General features: G+C 38.5%; 16 protein-coding genes and 2 pseudogenes. 1 reads left to right on the top strand and 17 read right to left on the bottom strand.

Annotated elements, in window-relative coordinates; translation table 11 throughout:
- Window positions 1-60: 60 nt before the first annotated feature.
- The 6 genes from ACFCYJ_RS00490 to rimP all read right to left on the bottom strand — a co-directional run bounded on the left by ACFCYJ_RS00490 (window position 61) and on the right by rimP (window position 5,023).
- Window positions 61-339, bottom strand: a complete 279-nt coding sequence (locus ACFCYJ_RS00490) for a DUF503 domain-containing protein (protein ID WP_004225006.1) — start codon at window positions 337-339, stop codon at window positions 61-63.
- A complete protein-coding gene (infB, locus tag ACFCYJ_RS00485) occupies window positions 339-2,597 on the bottom strand; it encodes a translation initiation factor IF-2 (RefSeq protein ID WP_376069228.1) in 2,259 nt (752 codons plus the stop codon). Before infB ends, ACFCYJ_RS00490 begins: the two co-directional genes overlap by 1 nt.
- Before the next feature lie 14 nt (window positions 2,598-2,611).
- Entirely contained in the window at window positions 2,612-2,920 is a 309-nt protein-coding gene (locus ACFCYJ_RS00480) for a YlxQ family RNA-binding protein (protein ID WP_053483263.1), read from the bottom strand.
- Window positions 2,917-3,195, bottom strand: a complete 279-nt coding sequence (gene rnpM, locus ACFCYJ_RS00475) for an RNase P modulator RnpM (protein ID WP_376069225.1) — start codon at window positions 3,193-3,195, stop codon at window positions 2,917-2,919. The genes ACFCYJ_RS00480 and rnpM overlap by 4 nt, the downstream gene beginning before the upstream one ends.
- Window positions 3,196-3,381: 186 nt before the next feature.
- Window positions 3,382-4,521 carry a transcription termination factor NusA gene (nusA, locus tag ACFCYJ_RS00470; RefSeq protein ID WP_376069222.1) on the bottom strand — a complete coding sequence of 380 codons (1,140 nt, stop codon included), beginning with the start codon at window positions 4,519-4,521 and terminating at the stop codon, window positions 3,382-3,384.
- A 31-nt stretch (window positions 4,522-4,552) separates the two neighbouring features.
- Window positions 4,553-5,023, bottom strand: coding sequence for a ribosome maturation factor RimP (gene rimP, locus ACFCYJ_RS00465; RefSeq protein ID WP_376069220.1), 471 nt, complete (start codon window positions 5,021-5,023; stop codon window positions 4,553-4,555).
- Window positions 5,024-5,346: 323 nt separating this feature from the next.
- Here rimP and ACFCYJ_RS00460 point away from each other — a divergent pair, with 323 nt between their 5' ends.
- Window positions 5,347-5,655, top strand: a complete 309-nt coding sequence (locus ACFCYJ_RS00460; RefSeq protein WP_376069217.1) for a hypothetical protein — start codon at window positions 5,347-5,349, stop codon at window positions 5,653-5,655.
- A 123-nt stretch (window positions 5,656-5,778) separates the two neighbouring features.
- Here ACFCYJ_RS00460 and ACFCYJ_RS00455 read toward each other — a convergent pair.
- The 11 genes and pseudogenes from ACFCYJ_RS00455 to pyrH form a co-directional block, all read right to left on the bottom strand.
- Window positions 5,779-7,182, bottom strand: a pseudogene (locus ACFCYJ_RS00455) (PolC-type DNA polymerase III); the annotation flags it as partial.
- 109 nt (window positions 7,183-7,291) lie between these two features.
- Entirely contained in the window at window positions 7,292-9,118 is a 1,827-nt protein-coding gene (gene ltrA, locus ACFCYJ_RS00450; RefSeq protein WP_376069215.1) for a group II intron reverse transcriptase/maturase, read from the bottom strand.
- A 727-nt stretch (window positions 9,119-9,845) separates the two neighbouring features.
- Window positions 9,846-12,773 (bottom strand): annotated as a pseudogene (locus tag ACFCYJ_RS00445) (PolC-type DNA polymerase III); the annotation flags it as partial.
- Window positions 12,774-13,000: 227 nt separating this feature from the next.
- Complete coding sequence (locus ACFCYJ_RS00440) at window positions 13,001-14,707, bottom strand: proline--tRNA ligase (protein WP_376069212.1); 1,707 nt, start codon at window positions 14,705-14,707, stop codon at window positions 13,001-13,003.
- Between the two features lie 191 nt (window positions 14,708-14,898).
- Window positions 14,899-16,161, bottom strand: coding sequence for an RIP metalloprotease RseP (gene rseP / locus ACFCYJ_RS00435; protein WP_376069210.1), 1,263 nt, complete (start codon window positions 16,159-16,161; stop codon window positions 14,899-14,901).
- A 44-nt stretch (window positions 16,162-16,205) separates the two neighbouring features.
- Window positions 16,206-17,351, bottom strand: coding sequence for a 1-deoxy-D-xylulose-5-phosphate reductoisomerase (gene dxr, locus ACFCYJ_RS00430; protein WP_376069208.1), 1,146 nt, complete (start codon window positions 17,349-17,351; stop codon window positions 16,206-16,208).
- A gap of 166 nt (window positions 17,352-17,517) precedes the next feature.
- The gene (locus ACFCYJ_RS00425) at window positions 17,518-18,318 is read right to left on the bottom strand and encodes a phosphatidate cytidylyltransferase (protein WP_376069205.1); all 801 of its coding nucleotides are present in this window, start codon (window positions 18,316-18,318) and stop codon (window positions 17,518-17,520) included.
- The gene (locus ACFCYJ_RS00420) at window positions 18,315-19,109 is read right to left on the bottom strand and encodes an undecaprenyl pyrophosphate synthase (protein WP_376069203.1); all 795 of its coding nucleotides are present in this window, start codon (window positions 19,107-19,109) and stop codon (window positions 18,315-18,317) included. The genes ACFCYJ_RS00425 and ACFCYJ_RS00420 overlap by 4 nt, the downstream gene beginning before the upstream one ends.
- A gap of 106 nt (window positions 19,110-19,215) precedes the next feature.
- Window positions 19,216-19,389, bottom strand: a complete 174-nt coding sequence (locus ACFCYJ_RS00415; protein WP_376069201.1) for a hypothetical protein — start codon at window positions 19,387-19,389, stop codon at window positions 19,216-19,218.
- A 680-nt stretch (window positions 19,390-20,069) separates the two neighbouring features.
- Window positions 20,070-20,627: a ribosome recycling factor gene (gene frr / locus ACFCYJ_RS00410; protein WP_079560488.1), complete on the bottom strand. Its 558-nt coding sequence runs from the start codon at window positions 20,625-20,627 to the stop codon at window positions 20,070-20,072.
- Window positions 20,627-21,352: a UMP kinase gene (pyrH, locus tag ACFCYJ_RS00405; protein ID WP_376069197.1), complete on the bottom strand. Its 726-nt coding sequence runs from the start codon at window positions 21,350-21,352 to the stop codon at window positions 20,627-20,629. Before pyrH ends, frr begins: the two co-directional genes overlap by 1 nt.
- Window positions 21,353-21,376: the final 24 nt, after the last annotated feature.

Here is a 21,376-nt window from a genome sequence, read left to right as displayed (position 1 = left end):
ACTTGCACCTATATTTACATGCAAGGGTGGTAAACCATACAACACAACTTCTAATGTTACTTATAAATAGTCTCGCCACACATTTAGCTGTTCCCAAGATGGATTTGACTGTAAGTAGTGAAGCGCGTGATTAATCTCACGCTCGGCTGCTTCTTTTGAAGAAGAAACAGCAACAAGCGCTAATTTCGTGCGTTGCCATACATTTTGATGGTCAATTTCCGCAATGGATACATTAAATTTTTGTTTCGTGCGGGTAATCATACGCTGTAAGACAGCACGTTTTTCCTTCAACGAATGGGCAGTTTGAATAATAAATTCAACCTCTGCGTAAACAATCATTAAGCACGTTTAACTTCTTCCATAATATAGGCTTCAATAATGTCGCCTTCTTTAATATCGTTGAAGTTTGTAATTGTAATACCACATTCGTAACCTCTGGCAACTTCTTTTACTTCATCTTTGAAACGTTTAAGTGTATCTAATTCACCTTCAAAAATTACTACGTTATCGCGAATCACACGTACGCCTGAATCACGAGTTACTTTACCTTCTGTTACGTATGAACCAGCAATTGTACCAACTTTTGATACTTTAATTGTTTGTCGAACTTCTGCTTGACCAATAATTTTTTCTTCGAATTCTGGATCAAGCATACCTTTCATTGCTTGTTCAATTTCTTCGATTACTTTATAGATAATGCGGTGTAGACGAATATCTACGCCCTCTTCTTCTGCTGCACGTTTTGCATTGACATCTGGACGAACGTTGAAGCCGATAACAATTGCATTTGAAGCCGCAGCAAGAGAAATATCTGATTCTGTAATCGCTCCAGCACCAGTGTGAATAATTTTCACGTTTACGCCTTCAACATCAATTTTCATTAATGATGCAGCCATAGCTTCTACAGTACCTTGAACGTCAGCCTTAACAATTAAGTTAAGCTCTTTCATTTCGCCTTGACTCATTTGTTCGAATAAGTTATCAAGCGTTACGCGTTGTTTTTCTGAACGTTGTGCTTGAATCGCTGACATTGCACGAGTTTCTCCAACTTGACGTGCTGTTTTTTCGTCTTCAAAGACAACGAAACGGTCGCCAGCTTGTGGTACATCATTTAAACCTGTGATTTCTACTGGCGTTGATGGTCCAGCTTCTTTCCCACGACGGCCTTTGTCATTCACCATAGCACGTACACGACCATAAGTATGGCCAACAACAATTGGGTCCCCAACTTTTAATGTTCCATCTTGTACTAAAAGCGTTGCTACAGAGCCTCGACCTTTATCTAGCTGTGCTTCAATTACTGTACCAAGTGCTAAGCGATTAGGGTTCGCTTTTAGTTCCCCAACTTCAGCGACAAGTAAAATCATTTCAAGTAATGTGTCAATGCCTTCGCCTTTTAATGCAGAGATTGGTACGAAAATAGTTTCGCCGCCCCAAGCTTCAGGAACTAGGCCATGCTCTGTTAACTCTTGCATCACACGGTCTGGATTAGCTGAAGGTTTATCCATCTTGTTAACTGCAACAATAATTGGTACTTCTGCTGCTTTTGCGTGGTTAATTGCTTCTACTGTTTGTGGCATAACGCCATCATCCGCAGCTACCACTAAAATCGTTAAGTCCGTTATTTTCGCACCGCGCGCGCGCATAGTTGTAAACGCAGCGTGTCCTGGTGTATCAAGGAAAGTAATTTTTTTGTCGCCTTCAGTTACTTGATACGCACCGATATGCTGAGTGATACCTCCAGCCTCTCCAGCGGTAACTTTAGTATTACGAATAGAGTCTAACAATGTAGTTTTACCATGGTCAACGTGTCCCATAATTGTCACTACAGGAGGACGTTCTGATAAGTTCTCCTCGTTAACTTCTTCTGTTTGTTCGAAGTGTGTTTCTAAATCCGTAATATCTACACGAATTTCTTCTTCAACTTCTACACCATAGTCTGCGCAAATTAATTCAATTGCATCCTTATCTAATTCTTGGTTAATTGTTGCCATTACACCAAGCATAAATAATTTTTTAATAACTTCTGATGGTTCACGGTGTAATTTTTTAGCTAATTCTGCTACAGAAAGTGATTCAACAAAAGTAATTTTTTCTGGTAATTCCTTTTGTTTCATTGGCTGACTTGGTTGGTGTGTTTTTGGATGGCGACGTTTTCCGCCATGAATTCCTGGTCTTGGACGTTGGTTGTAACCTCCGCCACCTCTGCGATTATTATTATTATTATTATTGTTATTATTATTATTTGTCATATTTCGATTTTGACTACCTTTTGTATTCTTAGATTTTTCGTTAGACGAATTTGAGTTTTGACGCGTTTGTTGCTGATTACTTGTTTTAGGCTTAGAAGTAGCAGATTGTTGCTTTTGCCCTTCTTGCTTTTTTACCGGTTGCTGTTGTTTTTGCGATACATTTTGAGTAGGTTGCTTCACATCTTTAATATTTTTAAATGTTTGGTTTAACTTTGTCACTATGTCTTTTTCTAACATTGACATATGATTTGTTACGCTCACATTTAATTTATTTAGTGCTTCAATAACCTCTTTACTCGTTTTATTCACTTGTTTCGCATATTCATGAACTCTGATTTTGGTCATCTGCTCACCCCCGATTATTTTTCGTTGAGTAGACTAGACAATTTGCTTGCAAAACCTTTATCGGTAATAGCTAAAGCCACTCGGGCCTCTTTACCTGTAGCATGTCCTAGATCATAACGATCACCAATTACATGATACTCAACGTTGTAGTACGTGCATTTATCTTGAATTTTTTTGCTAGAGTTTTTAGAAGCATCGTTTGCAAGCAGTACTAGCTTAGCATTACCATTGCGAACTTCCTTTACTACTAACTCTTCCCCTGAAATCACTTTACGGGCTCTTGCCGCTATTCCAAGCAAATTATGCACTGCTTGATTGATCATAGTATAGACTCCCTACGAATCAACAATATAAGTTCATCGTAGATTTCTTCAGGGATTTTCACATCAAGTTGATGCCCTAAAACATTTTTCTTTCGGGCGATTTCAATCGCTTCCTCCGATTTAGAGACATAGGCACCACGTCCAGGTTTTTTCCCGGAGACATCTACACTTACCTCGCCCTCTTTCGAACGAACGACACGAATCATTTCTTTCTTTTGTAGCATTTCTCCAGTAGCTACACATTTTCGAAGAGGTACTTTTTTATTAATAGCCATAAGAATCACCTTTCCTCTCTGAAGCTTGTCGTAAGAGGTGGACTAGCCATGCACTACATTGGTTATATACTTGCATTTTAATTTATTACCGTAATATTTTCCATTGTAGGCTCTGCCATTATTCAGTCGGCGCAGCCCAACGCCTACTGAATAATGGTAGTTAACTAGTCACACGGGCTTTCTTACTTATTCTTCGTCGTCTTGATATAAGTCAACTGCCACATCATCAAAATCACTTTCTTCATCCTCAGCAGGTATGAAAGTGCTTGTAGCAGATGGATAAATACCTAACTCACGAGCATCTGTTTCACTCTTAATATCAATTTTCCAGCCAGTTAGCTTGGCAGCTAAACGAGCATTTTGACCACGTTTACCAATTGCTAGTGATAATTGATAGTCTGGAACAACAACTGTAGTAGATTTTTCTTCTTCATTTACTTGAACATCTAAAACCTTTGATGGGCTAAGAGCATTTGCTACAAACACAACTGGATCTTCTGACCATTCAACGATATCGATTTTTTCGCCGTTCAATTCATTTACAATTGTTTGCACACGAGCGCCTTTTGCCCCTACACATGAACCTACTGGATCTACCTCTTCGTTATGTGCATAAACAGAGATCTTAGAACGGTCCCCTGCTTCACGAGCGATTGATTTAATTTCTACGATACCTTCGTAGATTTCAGGTACTTCCATTTCAAATAAGCGGCGTAATAAACCAGGATGTGTACGTGAAACAATTACTTGTGGTCCGCGTGTTGTACGTTCAACTTTTGTAATATAGACCTTAATGCGATCGTGTGGATGATATGTTTCACCTTGAATTTGTTCGTTTTGTGGTAATGCAGCCTCTACTTTTCCTAAACCTACGTAAATATTACGAGCATCTAGACGCTCAACTACACCAGTTACGATATCATCTTCACGGTCCACATATTGCTCGTAAATTAGGCCACGTTCTGCTTCGCGCACACGTTGTGTAACAACTTGTTTCGCTGTCTGTGCAGCAATACGACCAAAGTTTCGAGGTGTCACTTCCTGCTCCACGATATCTTCTAATTGATATGCAGGGTTGATTGCCTTGGCATCTTCTACAGAGATTTGTAAACGTTCATCTTCTACTTCTTCAACAACATCTTTACGTGAAAAGACACGAATAGAGCCCTTATCTAAATTTAAGTCCACACGAACATTTTGTGCTTGATTGAAGTTGCGTTTGTAAGCTGTAACTAATGCCGCTTCTATTGCTTCAATTAACACATCTCTTGAAATTCCTTTTTGTTCTTCTAGCGCATTTAGCGCATCTAACAAATCACTACTCATTTTTGTTTTCACTCCTAAATATGCATTATGCTTAAAAATCGATGGCAAGTCGTGCCAATGCGATTTTTTCTTGTTCAATCGTTATTGTAATTTTACGCGTTTTAATGCGTACTTCCATCACTAATGTATGTTCATCATATGACGTTAAGTAGCCTTGGAATTCCTTCATGTCCTTGATGGACTCATAGGTTTTAACATAAATAAATTTGCCAATCGCTTTTTCAAAATCAGTATCTTTTTTTAATGGACGTTCTGCTCCAGGTGAAGAAACTTCTAAATAATAGTTTTGTGTAATTGGATCATTTTCATCCAATAGCAAACTTAGTCGTTCACTAACTTGAGCACATTGTTCAATGTCAATTCCACCCTCAGGTGTATCCACATAAACACGTAAAAACCAGTTACGTCCTTCTTTTACGAACTCGACATCTACAAGCTCAAGATTCAACTCTTCAACAATCGGTTTAGCGAGCTCTTCAATTAAAGATGGTACTTTGCTCATTGTTTCCTCCTGTATCTATCAAAATCTGGCGTAATAAAACAGAAATTCCACCAGTAGCTTTGGTGAAATTTAACGGTCTTACCTGCTGTTAGTCAAAATTTGTTTTGCTACGGTATAACAACAGAAAAGAGCGGGAAGGTCCCACTCTTTTGCTGGAAAAATATCAACAAATTATTACAATAAGGATAGCATAGTTTACAGCACAATGCAAATTTCCTTTTTCTAGACATCTAATCTATTATGAATCGGCATAATTACGTCCGGAATCGGCTTTGGGCTTAGGCCTGCAGATGTTTATTGCGCGACAGCAGCAGATGTTTTTTGTGCAAAAGCGCAGTGCTAACGTAGCGACAGCAAACAACATGAGGGCCGACACGATGTCGGTCATTTCGGTAATGCCACAGGACGTGGCGTTTTTACCGATGCAGGTCAGTCTCACCACCGATAGAGGCGGGAGACTTCTGACGCTTCGCTTTCGCTACAGAAAACATTTCTTGAAAGAAGTTATAGATAGCCCTAATTGTGTCTGGAAATTGAGATTTGTGCTTTATTTTTATGCTCATCATCATAACGTGGGGTTGATTTCCGTTCCGACTGGGCGCTTTCCCAGAGTCGCCCAGCATTACCTTTAATCAACTATATACATGGTATACATTTTAACAAATTGTCATCCCCAACTTTATAAGCCTTAATTTGAACATAATGCAGAGAAGTTATTCGTGAATTTGATGAAGATGCCTTCAAAACTAACCTTCTTAGAAAAGTGATAACTGATTGGCATCAGGCATTCCTTCTAAACAACCCAATTGATCCATATATTCTATTAATGTTTTGGATACTCGTCCTCGTTGCTGTAAATCTTCCTTCGATAAAAATTCTCCGTCCTCACGTGCTGCTACAATTTGTTTAGCAACGTTTGTACCAAGTCCAGGAATCGCATCGAATGGTGGAATTAAAGTGTTCCCATCAATGATAAATTCACTAGCATGTGAACGATATAAGTCCACCTTCTGGAAGCTCATACCACGCTCACACATTTCTAGTGCTAGTTCCATTACAGTTAATAAGTTTTTTTCTTTTGTTGAAGCATCTAAGCCCTTCAGATTGATTTCATCAATTTTTGTACGAATCATTTGCGGGCCCTGTACCATGGCAATTAAATCAAAATCATCTGCACGTACTGTGAAATACGCTGCATAATAAAGAATTGGGAAATGTACCTTAAACCATGCAATACGAACTGCCATTAACACGTAAGCTGCAGCATGGGCTTTCGGGAACATGTATTTTATCTTTTTACATGATTCGATATACCAGCCTGGTACTTTATTCGCCAGCATTTCCGCTTCAAATTCTTCAGATAATCCTTTCCCTTTACGCACGGATTCCATAATTTTAAACGCCAGTGACGGTTCTAGATCTTGATAAATTAAATACACCATAATATCGTCACGACAGCCGATTACTTCTTTCAGCACACATGTACCGTTTTGAATTAACTCTTGCGCGTTACCCAGCCATACGTCTGTTCCGTGAGATAGTCCTGAAATTTGCACGAGCTCCGAGAATGTTGATGGCTTTGTATCTTCAAGCATTTGGCGTACAAAACGGGTACCGAACTCAGGAATGCCAAGTGTTCCTGTCTTACAGCCAATTTGTTTTTCTGTTACGCCTAAAGATTCTGGAGAACTAAAGATTTTCATAACGACTGGATCATCAGTTGGAATCGTTTTTGGATCTATCCCTGATAAATCCTGCAACATCCGAATCACAGTCGGATCATCGTGCCCAAGTATATCAAGCTTTAAAATATTATCGTGAATGGAATGGAAATCAAAGTGCGTTGTACGCCATTCTGCATCCTGTGCATCCGCAGGGAATTGCACTGGTGAGAAATCATAAATATCCATATAATCTGGTACTACGATAATTCCTCCAGGGTGCTGTCCTGATGTACGTTTAACGCCTGTACAGCCTTGCACTAATCGATCTACCTCGGCACCGCGGAAATGTAGATTGTTATCATTGGCATAGCCCTTTACATAGCCATAAGCTGTTTTCTCCGCAACAGTACCGATTGTCCCGGCACGATATACATAATCTTCACCGAATAGTACCTTCGTATAGTTATGAGCTTGTGGTTGATATTCCCCGGAGAAGTATGACGATAGGTAAACTTTTGATATTATCTCCAGCTTTTCCCCCGTCCCACACCGTACGTGACCCTTTCGGCGTCATACGGCGTTCCATCGTTAACTTTGTTGAAATTTATAAACTAAGCTTTGGATTTCCTACTTCCGTTCTTAGTTCGTTTATTTTATTTATAGCCTTCTTTTCGAATCGAGCTAATATCTTTACATAATCTTTATAAGCGAGCGGGTCTTTTGTATGAACAAGCATGTGATAACTCCTGTTGATAATAATCAGGTTATCATAGTCGTCTGTTCCACCGTGAGCTGTCGGCTTAATATGATGACAAACGGCTTGATGTGGAGTAAGTCTTTCTCCTGTTATTCCGCAACTCCCTTTTTGAGCCACATACTTACTCAGGCGATTATTTTCATACAAAACACTTTTAGCTTTATATATTCCTTTACGAAACATCTCAATTTCACGTACAGACACATGTTTTAAATCTTTATGAATTAAGGACCTGTCTTTCTCATTGTAAATCGTAAATTCAGGCTTTCTCTGTCCTCGTATATCATGTCGAATTGCTTCAATAGGATATACCAGCAATCCATTACTTTTAAATCTTTGATAATTGTAATCCCCATAAAATTTATCAATGACATTGTTTGTTTCCCTCGTTTTCACGAATATGTTTCTAAACAACAATGATTTGATATTCGGATGCACTTTATGTCTTATTGCATTGAAATCTTGTGATATCCTGGTCGCAATTTTGTAATAGTTATGCAGTCCAAGAATATTTGCATTAAAGTTCATCACTTTTTCTGGAGTAGGACTTTTTCTAAGTTTAACTAACTGATACCTTATAATCCCTTGCACTTTTTCTTTTGCTTTAGGGTCCATTTTAGAATTTACGATATACCCTGTTTTAGCGTTGCCTTTTTGAACAGCCCTAAATCGTATCCCTAAAAAATCTGTACCGTTTTTACGTAGATTCGTGATTTTACTCTTTTCTTCACTTACCTCAAGCCTTAGACGCTCTTTTAGCCATTTTTCAACAGCTACTTTAATCTTTCGAGCGTTTTCAAAAGAGTTTGTAAAGATTTTAAAATCATCTGCATATCTGACAAGGTACATAGGCTTTAACCTTGTTTTCTTTAGAGCATCCGTTTTATTTCGTTTCAGTTTATAAGGTACTTTTGTCGGCTTTGTTTCCCACTGGTTCGATACCCACCAATCTAATTCGTTCAATACTATATTAGCAAGAAGCGGGGATAAGATACCGCCTTGTGGAGTTCCCTTTGTCGGAATACTTTCACCTGTAATTTCAGCTTTTAGCATCTTTTTAATAATTGTTAAAACTTTTTGGTCCCTTATACCAATTGTCCATAATTGCCTCATAAGCTTTTTATGACTAACGTTATCGAAAAATCCTTTAATATCTATATCGACCACAAAGTGTTGATGACTATGATTAACCAAATGATAACACCTTGCTAATGCATCATGTGTGCTTCTTTTCGGTCTAAATCCGTAGCTTTGAGGATGAAACCTAGCTTCTACAATCGGCTCCAGCACTTGTAGGAACATTTGCTGAATCAATCTATCTTCAATCGTAGGAATTCCAAGTGGTCTCATTTTTCCGTTTGGCTTCGGAATAAACAACCTTTTAACCGAATGTGGTTTGTAGTTTTCAAGTCTTTTTCTTATTATCTTTATTAGCTTGTCGGCATTCATTTTGTTTAAATGTTTAATTGTGTGTCCGTTTGTACCTTTCGTTTTACTACCTGTATTACTTTTTAGGTTACGAAAAGCGAGTAAAATATTTTCTTCAGAAATAATCAGCTCATAAATATCTGTAAAGTATCGACCCTTTTCGCTTTCTATAAAGAGATTATCAAATGTCTCTTGTAAGCCAAAATATTCGTTATTTCTTAACTTTTGAATCATTAAGTCAGCCAACTAATCACTTCCTTTACGAAGTTTTCGTTCTCTTTAGTCATACACGAATCTGACTTATTGTAGGTTTTGTTTCAACGTTAACGACTTGTGCCCTTCCCTCTGAAATGTTTTTCCCTCCGACTTATTGGTTATTCAGTCATCAACAGCATTTCTTCGTCAGTACTACGGCACTACTGCCACTCCTTTAAAGTATGTTATAGCCATTTAGCATTTCCATACACCGTCGTCATTGAAGTGCAATCTTCTCTTACGTTAGGAGCTTCACACGTTCCACTATTTCTATCTGTACATAATTCCCTTAGGTTCCCTCTAAATTCCGCTAGGCTGGATTGTGCCTGTAACACAATATGGATTTTCATAACCTAACACTTACTCATCCACACCTAGAAGTCCTAACTGGACCCCGTAGCATTTCTACTACGTGACATTCACGAAAAGTCAGTCGAGGGTTCGTCTCGGTTATTCTACCGCTTCTAACCATAGGAATTTTATAGACGCCAGGCCTATCATTCACAAGAGATTTCTATCTCTCTTTCCACAGCCGAACTGTTTGGGTGAACTTCAGCCTACTTTAACGAGCTTCAAACGTTTTTGGTGTTTGCAATACCATCTACGCTTGTCGTAGCTTCAGCGAGTGTGTTTCAAGGCGTTACTCTCTCATTCCACACTTCGAAATAGCAGTTCTACCAACTAAGGTGGTTAACCTTTTCAGTTAACAACGTGTCGCACTCAAATCGATATCAGGTACCTTATCTCCTTTAAAGCCAAGGAACGTTTCGAATGGGATATCTTGCCCATCCTTTTTATACGGTGTTCCACATTCCGTACAATCTTTATTTGGTAAGTCAAAGCCTGAGCTTACTGAACCATCATTAAAAAACTCGGAATGCTTACAATTTGGACAAATATAATGAGGTGGAAGTGGATTTACTTCAGTAATCTCCATAAAGGTCGCTACTAGTGAAGATCCAACTGAACCACGGGAACCTACTAAATAGCCATCAGCTAATGATTTTTTCACAAGCTTTGCAGAAATTAAATAAATTACTCCGAAACCATGTCCTAAAATTGATTTTAATTCCTTTTCAATTCGGGCCTTTACGATTTCTGGAAGCTCTTCTCCGTATATAAGATGAGCCATTTCATAGGTTAAATTTGTAACCTCATCATCTGAGCCTTCAATTTTTGGTGTATATAAATCATCTTTAATTGGCTTTACATCGCCTATCATATTGGCGACTTTTTGAGAGTTGGTAACAACAACTTCCTTCGCAAGATCCGGTCCTAAAAAATCAAATTCTTCAAGCATTTCATCAGTAGTTCTAAAATGAACTTCAGGCAACTTCGATCTATTTAAAATATTGGCGCCACCTTGAGAGCCAATTAGAATTTGTCTGAACATCCCATCTGTTGGATCTAAGTAATGGACATTACCGGTAGCTACAACGGGTTTATCCATTTTCTTTCCTAGCTTTACAAGCTTGCGAATAATATCTTCAAGCGTCCATTCATCACGTACGACATTGCGCTCAATTAACGGTGCATACACGGCCTTTGGTTGAACTTCAATATAATCATAGAATCTCGCAACTTGCTCTGCTTCCTCTGGGGATTTATTCATCATCGTCTCAAATAATTCACCATTATTACAACCTGATCCGATTAATAACCCTTCTCTATATTGCTCTAGGACCGCTCGTGTGACACGAGGTACACGATAGAACGATTTTGTATGCGAGTGGGTAACTAATTTAAATAAATTTTTTAGTCCAACATTATCTACTGCTAATATCGTGCAGTGCATTGGTCGTCCCTTTTTATAGGCATCCCCGCCACCAATATGCTTATTAAAGTCATCGTGATATTTAATACCTAATTCATCTGCATCTTTTAACAGCTGTAAAAGTAAGAAGCCGGTTGCTTCTGTATCGTAAATAGCCCGGTGATGCTGAGTTAAATCGATATTGAATTTTTTACAAAGTGTATTTAAACGATGGTTTTTCATCGTTGGATAAAGTAATCGAGCTAACTCCAACGTATCAATAACTGGATGAATTGTTCCCTCTAGCCCATATTTTTTATAGCCTGTGTATAAGAAGCCAATATCAAATGATGCATTATGGGCTACTACTATGCCATCTCCGATAAATGCATGGAACTCCTTAATGACTTGCTCCACTTCTGGTGCATTTCGTACCATATCATCTGTAATGCCTGTCAGTTCAATGGTCGTCGCAGAAAGTGGGTGATGGGGATTGGCAAAGCTCTCATATTTGTCGATTACCTGCCCATCTTTAATTTTCACCGCGGCAAGCTCAATGATCGTATCGTAAGCAGTAGACAGACCTGTCGTCTCTACGTCAAACACGACAAAGGTATCATCATCTAATAATCGATGCTCAGCTGCATAAGCAATCGGCACACCATCATCTACTAAATTAGCCTCCAAGCCATAAATAACTTTTATACCATGCTTTTTCCCTGCTGCATAAGCCTCTGGGAAGGACTGCACAACAGCATGGTCGGTAATAGCTACCGCTGGATGACCCCACTTCGCAGCCTGCGCAACAAGTCTATCAACTGGTGTCACAGCGTCCATTGTGCTCATTGGTGTATGCAAATGCAATTCAACTCGTTTTTCTCCCTCTGGAGCCTTATCCTGTCGTGTTTCTTTTTTGATTTCATTGATATCGTTTGCCATAACGATTAAATCACGAATGAATGTGTCAGTTTGTACGGAGCCTCGTACTTTTACCCACATACCCTTTTTCAAATATTGCATAAGTTCCGCATCATCATTATCACGTGAGAACATTTTTACAACGATGGAATCTGTATAGTCGGTAATTTTAATTTGCAATAAAGAACGACCGCTTTTCAGCTCTTTAACTTCTGCATCAAATACAAAGCCTTCAATGATCACACGACGTTCTTCCTCAACAATGCGTTTAATTTCCATTGTTTCATCATCTTTAATAAACATACCAAGCTGGAATGGTCGATCACCAAGATTGGCAAGAGCAGGATTTTCTTTCTTCTCCTTCTCACGTTTTTGGTAATCTTGGATTGCTTGCTGAGCTAAAGCGGCTTCTTCTAAACGCCTCTGCTCCATGAAAGCTTCCTGTGCCGCAATCATTTCTTCTGTTTGATCTTGAAGCACGAAATCACTCACAATATGCGGAAAGCCGAACTGACTATAGCTTGCAGAAATCTTTTCTGCATACTTTGTTTTCAGCATCATAAATTCCATTTCTTGCATGCAGGACAACGTAATTTTTTGCCCATTCCACATAGGGACTTGCGATACTAGGCAATTTTTTAAAGTTGGCGCCATATCATCGATTTGCTCTACTATTGTTAACCAATATTGTTGGACAAGCTCCTCCGTAACATTTTGCTCTACCGTATCAAAAGTTGTGTGGATTTCAGCGATAGCTGAAAATTTCTCAGCTAAGCGAGTACGAAAAAGTTGGTATAATGAAAAAGGAAGTATATCTCGTAATTTAATGGTAAAATTCCATAGCCTATTCTTTTTGTGTACAGTTAGTCGTGATAATTCACCTTCCTCAAAAAAAGACATATACACATCATCTGTTAATTCTAGTTGTTGCAAGAGCATTTGAAACCTTGTTCTTGCTTCTTGTTGCTGTTCCAATCTATTGACACCTACTTTCAGAAAGAGGCAGACTTACATGCCCCTTGTTTTATTTCCTCACCAACATTTACGATTTGAAGAAAAAAATTCGCACCCTTTCCGCGGGCGACCATCAAGCCTCACAAATCCTAAACATCTATGAATTCATGCTTGGCTCGCTGTCCCCGAGAAGTGGCGCGAATTTTTTATCTATTTAATACCATTTGGGACAGAAGTTTTTAAGGAAGTTAATGTTTGCGGAAAAATTCATTTAAGCGATCAATGACCTCTTCTTTTTTCCATTCGAACGTTTCACCTGTTTGACGGAATTTAACCTCAACAATACCTTCAGTCGCTTTTTTACCTACTGTTACACGAACAGGTAAGCCAATTAAGTCAGCATCTGCGAATTTAACCCCTGCGCGCTCTGCACGATCATCAAATAGCACATCATAACGGTATGATTTCAATAAGCCATATAGCTCATCAGCTAAGGCAACCTGTGTTTCATCCTTTGTATTAACAGGTACAACATGGATATCATAAGGAGCTAATTGTGTTGGCCAAACAAAACCATTGTCATCTTGGAAATGCTCTGCAACAGCAGCTAAAATACGTGATACACCAATACCATAGCATCCCATAATAAATGGCTGTGCCTTACCTTGCTCGTCTAAGAATGTACCATTCATTTTTTCAGAGTAAGTTGTGCCTAACTTGAAAATATGACCAACCTCGATACCTTCTGCAAATTTAATAATACCTTGTCCATCTGGAGATGGATCACCCTCTTGAATAAAACGAATATCTAAGTATTCATTCACTGCAAAATCACGCTCTGGATTAACATTTACTAAATGGAACCCATCCTCATTTGCACCAGCTACACCGTTACGAATCGATTTAATAGCTTTGTCAGCTACTACTTTTATGTCTACTGGTAATTTAACAGGACCGATTGAACCAACTCCACAGCCTAATAACTCGCGGATTGCCTCTTCACTAGCAAGTTCAACAGAACCAGCATCAAGTGCATTTTTCAGTTTAATATCATTAATTTCGTGATCTCCACGAGCAAGTACTACCACTAATTCACCGTCTACATCAAATACTAATGACTTGATGACATTTGAAGGGTCAACATTTAAGAAAGCTGATACTTCTTCAATCGTTTTTTGATCTGGTGTCTCCACTTTTTCAATGTCTTTTAATGCTGCATCTGATGGTTGATAGTCTACAAGAACTTCTGCCATTTCAATGTTCGCAGCATAGTCAGATGTATCAGAGTATGCAATAGTATCTTCCCCAATTTCAGAAAGCACCATAAATTCATGGGTACCTTTCCCACCAATTGAGCCGGCATCTGCAATAACTGCACGATAGTTTAAACCAAGACGGGAGAAAATATTTGAATAAGCACGATACATATCATCATATGTTTCATCTAAACTTTCACGCGATGCATGGAAAGAGTATGCATCTTTCATAATAAACTCTCTGCCTCGTAGTAAACCAAAGCGAGGACGCTTTTCATCACGGAATTTAGTTTGAATTTGGAAAAGTGTTAGCGGTAATTTTTTATAAGATTTGATTTCATCGCGTACTAAAGTTGTAATCACTTCTTCATGTGTTGGCCCTAATGCGAAATCACGATTATGACGGTCCTTTATACGCATTAATTCTGGACCGTATTTTTCCCAGCGGCCTGACTCCTGCCATAGTTCTGCAGATTGTAATGAAGGCATTAAAAGCTCAACTGAATTGATTGCTTCCATCTCTTCACGAACAATATTTTCTATTTTTGTTAACACACGTTTTGCAAGCGGTAAATACGAGTATACCCCACTTGTATTTTGACGAATAAACCCTGCACGCAGTAATTGTTTGTGTGATTTTACCTCTGCATCAGCAGGTACTTCACGTAGCGTTGGGATAAATGTTTTACTTTGCTTCATTCAGTGTTCCACCTTTTTAATAGATAAGTTTTATACTCTAATTAGCATAAACAAATTTAGCTTTGAACGCAATCTTTCAAAAAAATTGCGCTCAAAGCTATGTTTTTCCAATCAATTTTCACCTTGGCGTAATTGCCAGGGCTTCTTCTAAATATGTTTTACTTGAAAAACTTAACTTAACTTTCATTTAGTTAAAAGAAAAATCGTTGTATATCGTTCCATGTAACTACGACCATTAAGATCATTAATAGGACGATACCTACAAAATGAACAAGCCCCTCTTTTTGACGATCGATTGGTTTGCCTCTTACTGCTTCGAAACCAAAGAACAATAGACGACCACCGTCAAGTGCTGGAAGCGGTAGTAAATTCATAATTCCAAGGTTAATACTTAACATCGCAGCCCAATTCATTAAATTGATGAATCCATATTGAGCTACCTGCTCTGTCGCTTTATAAATTCCTACTGGACCTGATAAAGCATCTATCGTGAATTTACCGGTAATTAACATACCAAGCAATTCAAATATTTTAGCAGTCATATTATAAGTTTCTTGAGCGCCATAAACAACAGACTTTAACGGATTAAATTCACGTGGGCTCTCATACTTAACCCCTATTTGACCATACTTATCGCCATTTTGTTCTATTTCTTTTACCTTCATATTTAGGTTAACTTGCTGACCATTTCGATCAACTATAACAGTAATATCTTCACCTGGATGATCTTGTACAATAGCAGCTAAATCTTGCCATTTTTCAACCGCTTGTCCGTCAATGTTAACTACTCTATCCCCTGCAAGCATTCCTGCCTGTGCAGCTGGATCATTTTCTACTACTTCTGTAATGATTGGCTCATACGTAGGCACACCATGAATTAAACCAATCAGCATATAAATAACAAAAGCTAATATAAAGTTAAATAATGGGCCTGCAAAGATTGTCATAGCTCGTTGACCGACTGTTTTAGCGTTAAATTGACGGTCATATGGTGCAATTAACGTTTCTTTACCGTTTTCTACGAGAATACAATCTCTTGCAACATTATAACGAACTAATTTTTCCTCTTCATCGTAGCCTTCTACAAACAAATCCTTTTCTAAATCGGCACGCTCAACTTCTAAAAATAATAAATCTGGTAATTGCTTATTATTTTGATTAAAGATAATTTTCTTTACCACATTATCTTCATCTACAATAAGCCCTACTCGATAGCCCGGCTGTAATTCGGCGCCATCCATGTCCTCACCAGCCATACGCACGTAACCACCGATCGGCAATAAACGTAGCGTATAGATTGTTTCACCATGTGTTTTCCCATAAATTTTCGGTCCCATACCGATTGCAAATTCTCGAACCATAATTCCTGCTCGTTTCGCAAACAAGAAGTGACCAAATTCATGGAAGAATACAAGTAGGCCAAATATTAAAATAAATGCAATAGCTGTTTGCATAATCCCCCACCTTTAAAAGCGAATAGTTATCGATATCTTTCTCTTTATTTTACCATGTCTAACACTGTTTTTCTTGTTTCACTGTCTACATGCAAAATTGTTTGCAAATCTGGCACTAATATGTTGTTATGTGCTTGCATTACACGCTCAATCGTTTCGTCAATTTCAAGGAAAGTTATTTTCCCTTGTAAAAATGCCGCAACTGCCGCTTCATTCGCTGCATTCATCGCTGTTAAAATTGTACCGCCTGTGCGCCCAGCCTCATATGCTAATTGCAATGCTGGATAACGTTCAAAATCCATTTCTTTAAAATGTAACTGACCAATTTGTGCTAAATTAAGTCGTTGTCCGTTATGCAGAGGCATACGATCTGGGTAGCTTAATGCATATTGGATAGGTACACGCATGTCCGGCGTACCTAGCTGTGCAATGACACTAGTATCATGATACTCAACTAGGGAGTGAATAATACTTTCTTTATGCAAAAGTACATCAATTTTATCATATGGCATGTCAAATAAGACATGTGCTTCAATGACTTCTAGTCCTTTATTCATCATTGTAGCAGAATCTATCGTAATTTTCGCACCCATTGACCAGTTCGGGTGGTTTAGTGCATCTGCAACCGTTACATGCTTCAATTCCTCGCGTGTTTTGTCACGGAAGCTACCACCAGAAGCTGTAATAATTAAACGTTCAATATTTTTTGGATTCTCACCATTCATCGATTGGAAAATTGCTGAATGCTCACTATCTACCGGCAAAATTGTTGCATTGTATTTCTTAGCCTCTGCCATTACTAAATGTCCAGCGGTTACAAGCGTTTCTTTATTGGCAATGGCAATAGTTTTGCCCATGCGAATTGCGGCCAATGTCGATTCTAGTCCAACACTTCCAAGAACCGCATTTACAAGCACTGTCGAATCAGGATGTGTAGCAACCTCTACAAGTCCTTTTGCACCAAACGTAAAGTGTACTTGTGGATAATCATTAGCGAGCATTATTGCATCTTCTTCTAATTGAACAGATACAAGCTCAGGCTTTAAAGTTTCAATCATTTCACGCGTTTTTTCGATATTTTTTCCTGAAGAAAACGCCACTAAATGAAAGGCATCGCGTTGTTCTTTTAAAATATCATAGGTTTGCCAACCGATTGAACCAGTTGCACCAAGTAAACTAATTTTTTTCACGACAAATTGTCCCCTTTTTCTATCTCAGCAAATGATATAGCACGATTATTACCACTCTGTTTAGAGGAAAATGCTATTATTAGGGCTCATCATCATAACGTAGAGTTAATTTCGGTTCCGACTGGGCGCTTTTTAGAGGCGTCCGATGAGCCACTATTGTTTTTAGTTACCAAAAAAAGTGTAAAAAATGTAGTAAAGGCACGACGAATAGTAGACTATCGAAGCGGTCTAAAATACCGCCATGCCCAGGTAAAATTTTGCCTGAATCTTTTACGTCAAAATGGCGCTTTATAGCCGATTCCACTAAATCGCCCATTTGACCAATAATTGATGCCAAGATTGTGATGAAAATAAGCGAGACATAGCCACCATTCGCAAATGGATAAATTGCCTGCATACCAACAGCAAAGATTACTGCAATAACAATGCCACCTACAAAACCTTCTACAGTTTTCTTCGGTGAAATTTCAGGCCATAGCTTATTTTTACCTAGTTTTCTTCCAACAAAATATGCACCTGAGTCAGTTGTCCAAACTACAAGTAAACAATATACGACAAACTCTAGACCATAGCTTCGTGTTTCGATTAAGTAATGGAAGCCTAACCCGACATAAAACGCACCTAATAAAATAAATGCAACTTCATCGAATGTAATTTTATTTTTTACAAGGACTACATATATGAGCAATAGCATCATTAGACCATACACAACCATTAAATCGGAGGAATAGCCAAATGCATCTACTACCTTACTTGACCAGTCCTTTGGTATAACAAGTAGTATTAATGTTAGTAGCCCTAAAAAACCAGGCACTGAAAATAGTGAAATACCTTTCATTTTTAGGATTTCATAAAAGCCAACAACAGCCATTGCAAGCACAAGTATTGTAAACGGCACTTTTCCATAAATAACAAATGGAATAAATAACGCTGCTGCAATTATTGCTGTGATAATTCGTTGTTTCAAGTTGTTTCTTCTCCCTTCAACCCACCGTAACGGCGATTACGTTTCTGATAGTTTTCCACCGCTTCCAGTAAGTTTTCCTCACTAAAATCTGGCCACAATGTATCTGTAAACCAAAATTCTGTATAGGCGAGCTGCCATAACATAAAGTTGCTTAAACGCACTTCACCGCTAGTACGAATTAATAAATCTGGCTCAGGTAGATGAGCCGTCATTAAATGAGATGTCAAGCATTCTTCTGTTATGTCTTGCATCGTTAATTGACCTTCCTGCACCTTTTGAAGCATGGTTTTCATGGCATTAACCATTTCCGAACGACTTCCATAATTCAGAGCAAAATTTAAAATTAATCCTGTATTATGTTTCGTTTCCTCCATCGCCTCAAACAACGCTTTTTGCGTATGTGCAGGTAACAAAGATGGATCTCCTATCATTTCAACACGTACATTGCGTTCCATCATTTCAGGTAAAAAGGAACCTAAAAATTCCACAGGTAAACGCATTAGAAAATCGACCTCAGGTTTTGGTCGCTTCCAATTTTCTGTAGAGAACGCATACACCGTCAAAACTTTAATACCTAGATCTGATGCAAATCTAGTTACCTTTCGTACTGTTTTCATACCTTCGTGGTGCCCAGCAACACGTGGCATGGCACGTTTCTTCGCCCAACGTCCATTTCCGTCCATAATAATCGCTACATGGGCAGGAATCGGCTCGTTTTTAGCAAGGGCAACACGTTCCTCCAATGATTGTGAATCCATATTTACTTGTTTACCTAATAGCTTTTTAAACATGCTAACTCCCCCACTACAACTAATCGGACGTATACTAACCTATCATAACAAACAAAAGCGCTTTTTGTCTTTTTTTTCCCTCTAAATTGACTATGTATGAACTATCTTATTTTAGAACTACACACATTTTAGGCTTATCACCATAAACCATAACGTGGGGTTGATTTCCGTTCCGACTGGGCGCTTTGTTGCTGACGCAGGCGTTATCACAGAACGTGATGTTTTTAGCCTTCGTTCCTCTTTCGCTAATCCCCAAGTAGTCGCCCAGTCTCCACTCCAATCAACTTATCCTCATGATATACGTTTTAACAAAATGTCATCCCTAGCTTTTGGTGATGATCCCTTTATAAAGAAAGGCTAGAAAACTTTTATCATGCCCACTCAAGTATGAATATTAAGAGGTGTTTCCCTTATTTCGTTCAATCTTCAATAATGTATTTCGCTTAAGTAAAGAACAGTTCTTCTTAATCTTAAAAGAAAGCAAAAATAGATGAAAGGTATTTCCCTAAAACTAATCAATTATGCCTCGGCATAATTGCGTCCGGAATCGGCTTTGTGCTTAGGCCTGCACGAGGGCCGACACGATGTCGGTCATTTCGGTAATGCCACAGGACGTGGCGTTTTTACCGATGCAGGTCAGTTAGCCGTTATCGCATGGATGCGATGGTTTTAGGCTAACATCCCCTAAGAACTCCTCTCCGATTCCGTGACATCCGCCGGAGGCTTTAACTTCTTTCATCAGGTGTTTGGACATCCGCTGAAAAGTAGCTTAAATCCGCATTCATCTCACCACTCATAGAGGTGGGGGACTTCTGATGAAAGAAGTTAAAGTTTAATGTATAAGACTTTACTACATCTTTTACATAATAATTTAAAAGTAAAGAGAAAAGACGTCCTGATATTTATAGGACGCCTTCATCTCATCAAAAAGTTCCATCATAGATATGCAAAGCGAGTTGCTTACACTTCTAAAATTTCTTTTTCTTTCTCTTTCGTAACTTGATCTACTTTAACAATGAATTCATCTGTTAATTTTTGAATATCTTCACCGTAGCCACGTAGACCATCTTCTGTGATTTCGCCAGCTTTTTCAAGTTTTTTCAGATCATCATTAGCATCGCGACGAACATTACGTACAGCGATTTTTGCATCCTCTGCTTCTTTTTTCACTTGCTTCACAAGATCTTTACGACGCTCTTCTGTTAAAGCCGGGATCATTAAACGAATAACAGATCCATCATTTGTTGGTGTAATACCAATATCTGATTTCATAATCGCTTTTTCGATTTCACCTAAGATTGTTTTATCGTAAGGTGTAATAACTAATAATCGCGCTTCTGGTACCGAAACACCTCCAAGCTGATTAATCGGTGTTGGTGCACCATAATAATCAACCGTAATGCGATCTAATAGAGAAGCATTTGCACGACCTGCACGGATTGAAGCTAGTTCACGTGAAAAAGCGGCAATTGTTTTGTTCATTTTTTCTTTAGCTTGTTCTAAAACTTGTTTAGCCATTATGCATTCCTCCTAACAACTGTTCCAATTTTCTCGCCTTGTACGGCACGTTTAATATTACCTGGTTCCGTAATTGAGAAGACAATTAACGGAATATCGTTATCCATACATAAAGTAGAAGCTGTTGAATCCATTACTTGTAAGCCCTGTTGAATAACGTCTAAGTATGTGAGTGTATCATATTTAACGGCAGTTGCATCTATTTTCGGATCTGCAGAATAAACACCATCTACATTATTTTTCGCCATTAAAATCGCATCTGCGTCGATTTCAGCCGCTCGTAACGCAGCTGTAGTATCAGTAGAGAAGAATGGATTACCTGTACCTGCTGCAAAAATTACTACACGTTTTTTCTCTAGATGACGAACTGCTTTACGGCGAATATATGGCTCTGCTACTTGTGTCATTACAATTGAAGATTGTACACGTGTTTCAATTCCTAATTTCTCCAGTGCATCTTGTAACGCTAAAGAGTTCATAACCGTTGCTAGCATACCCATATAGTCGGCTGCCGCACGATCCATTCCCATTTCGCTACCGATTTTTCCACGCCATATATTACCGCCACCTACAACAACAGCAACTTCAACATCAAGATCTACTACTTCTTTTACTTCTTCTGCAACAGACTTGATTATTTTTGGTGATAAACCGAAGCCCGCTTCTCCAGCTAACGCTTCACCACTTAATTTTATAACTACTCGTTTATATTGTGGCACACTCATTGTAAACCTCCGTCAGACTTTATT

Source organism: Lysinibacillus sp. NPDC056232, assembly GCF_042267565.1.
GTDB lineage: Bacteria > Bacillota > Bacilli > Bacillales_A > Planococcaceae > Lysinibacillus.
The sequence above is the reverse complement of the archived record's forward strand: the minus strand, read 5'-3'. Positions and strand labels throughout refer to the sequence as shown.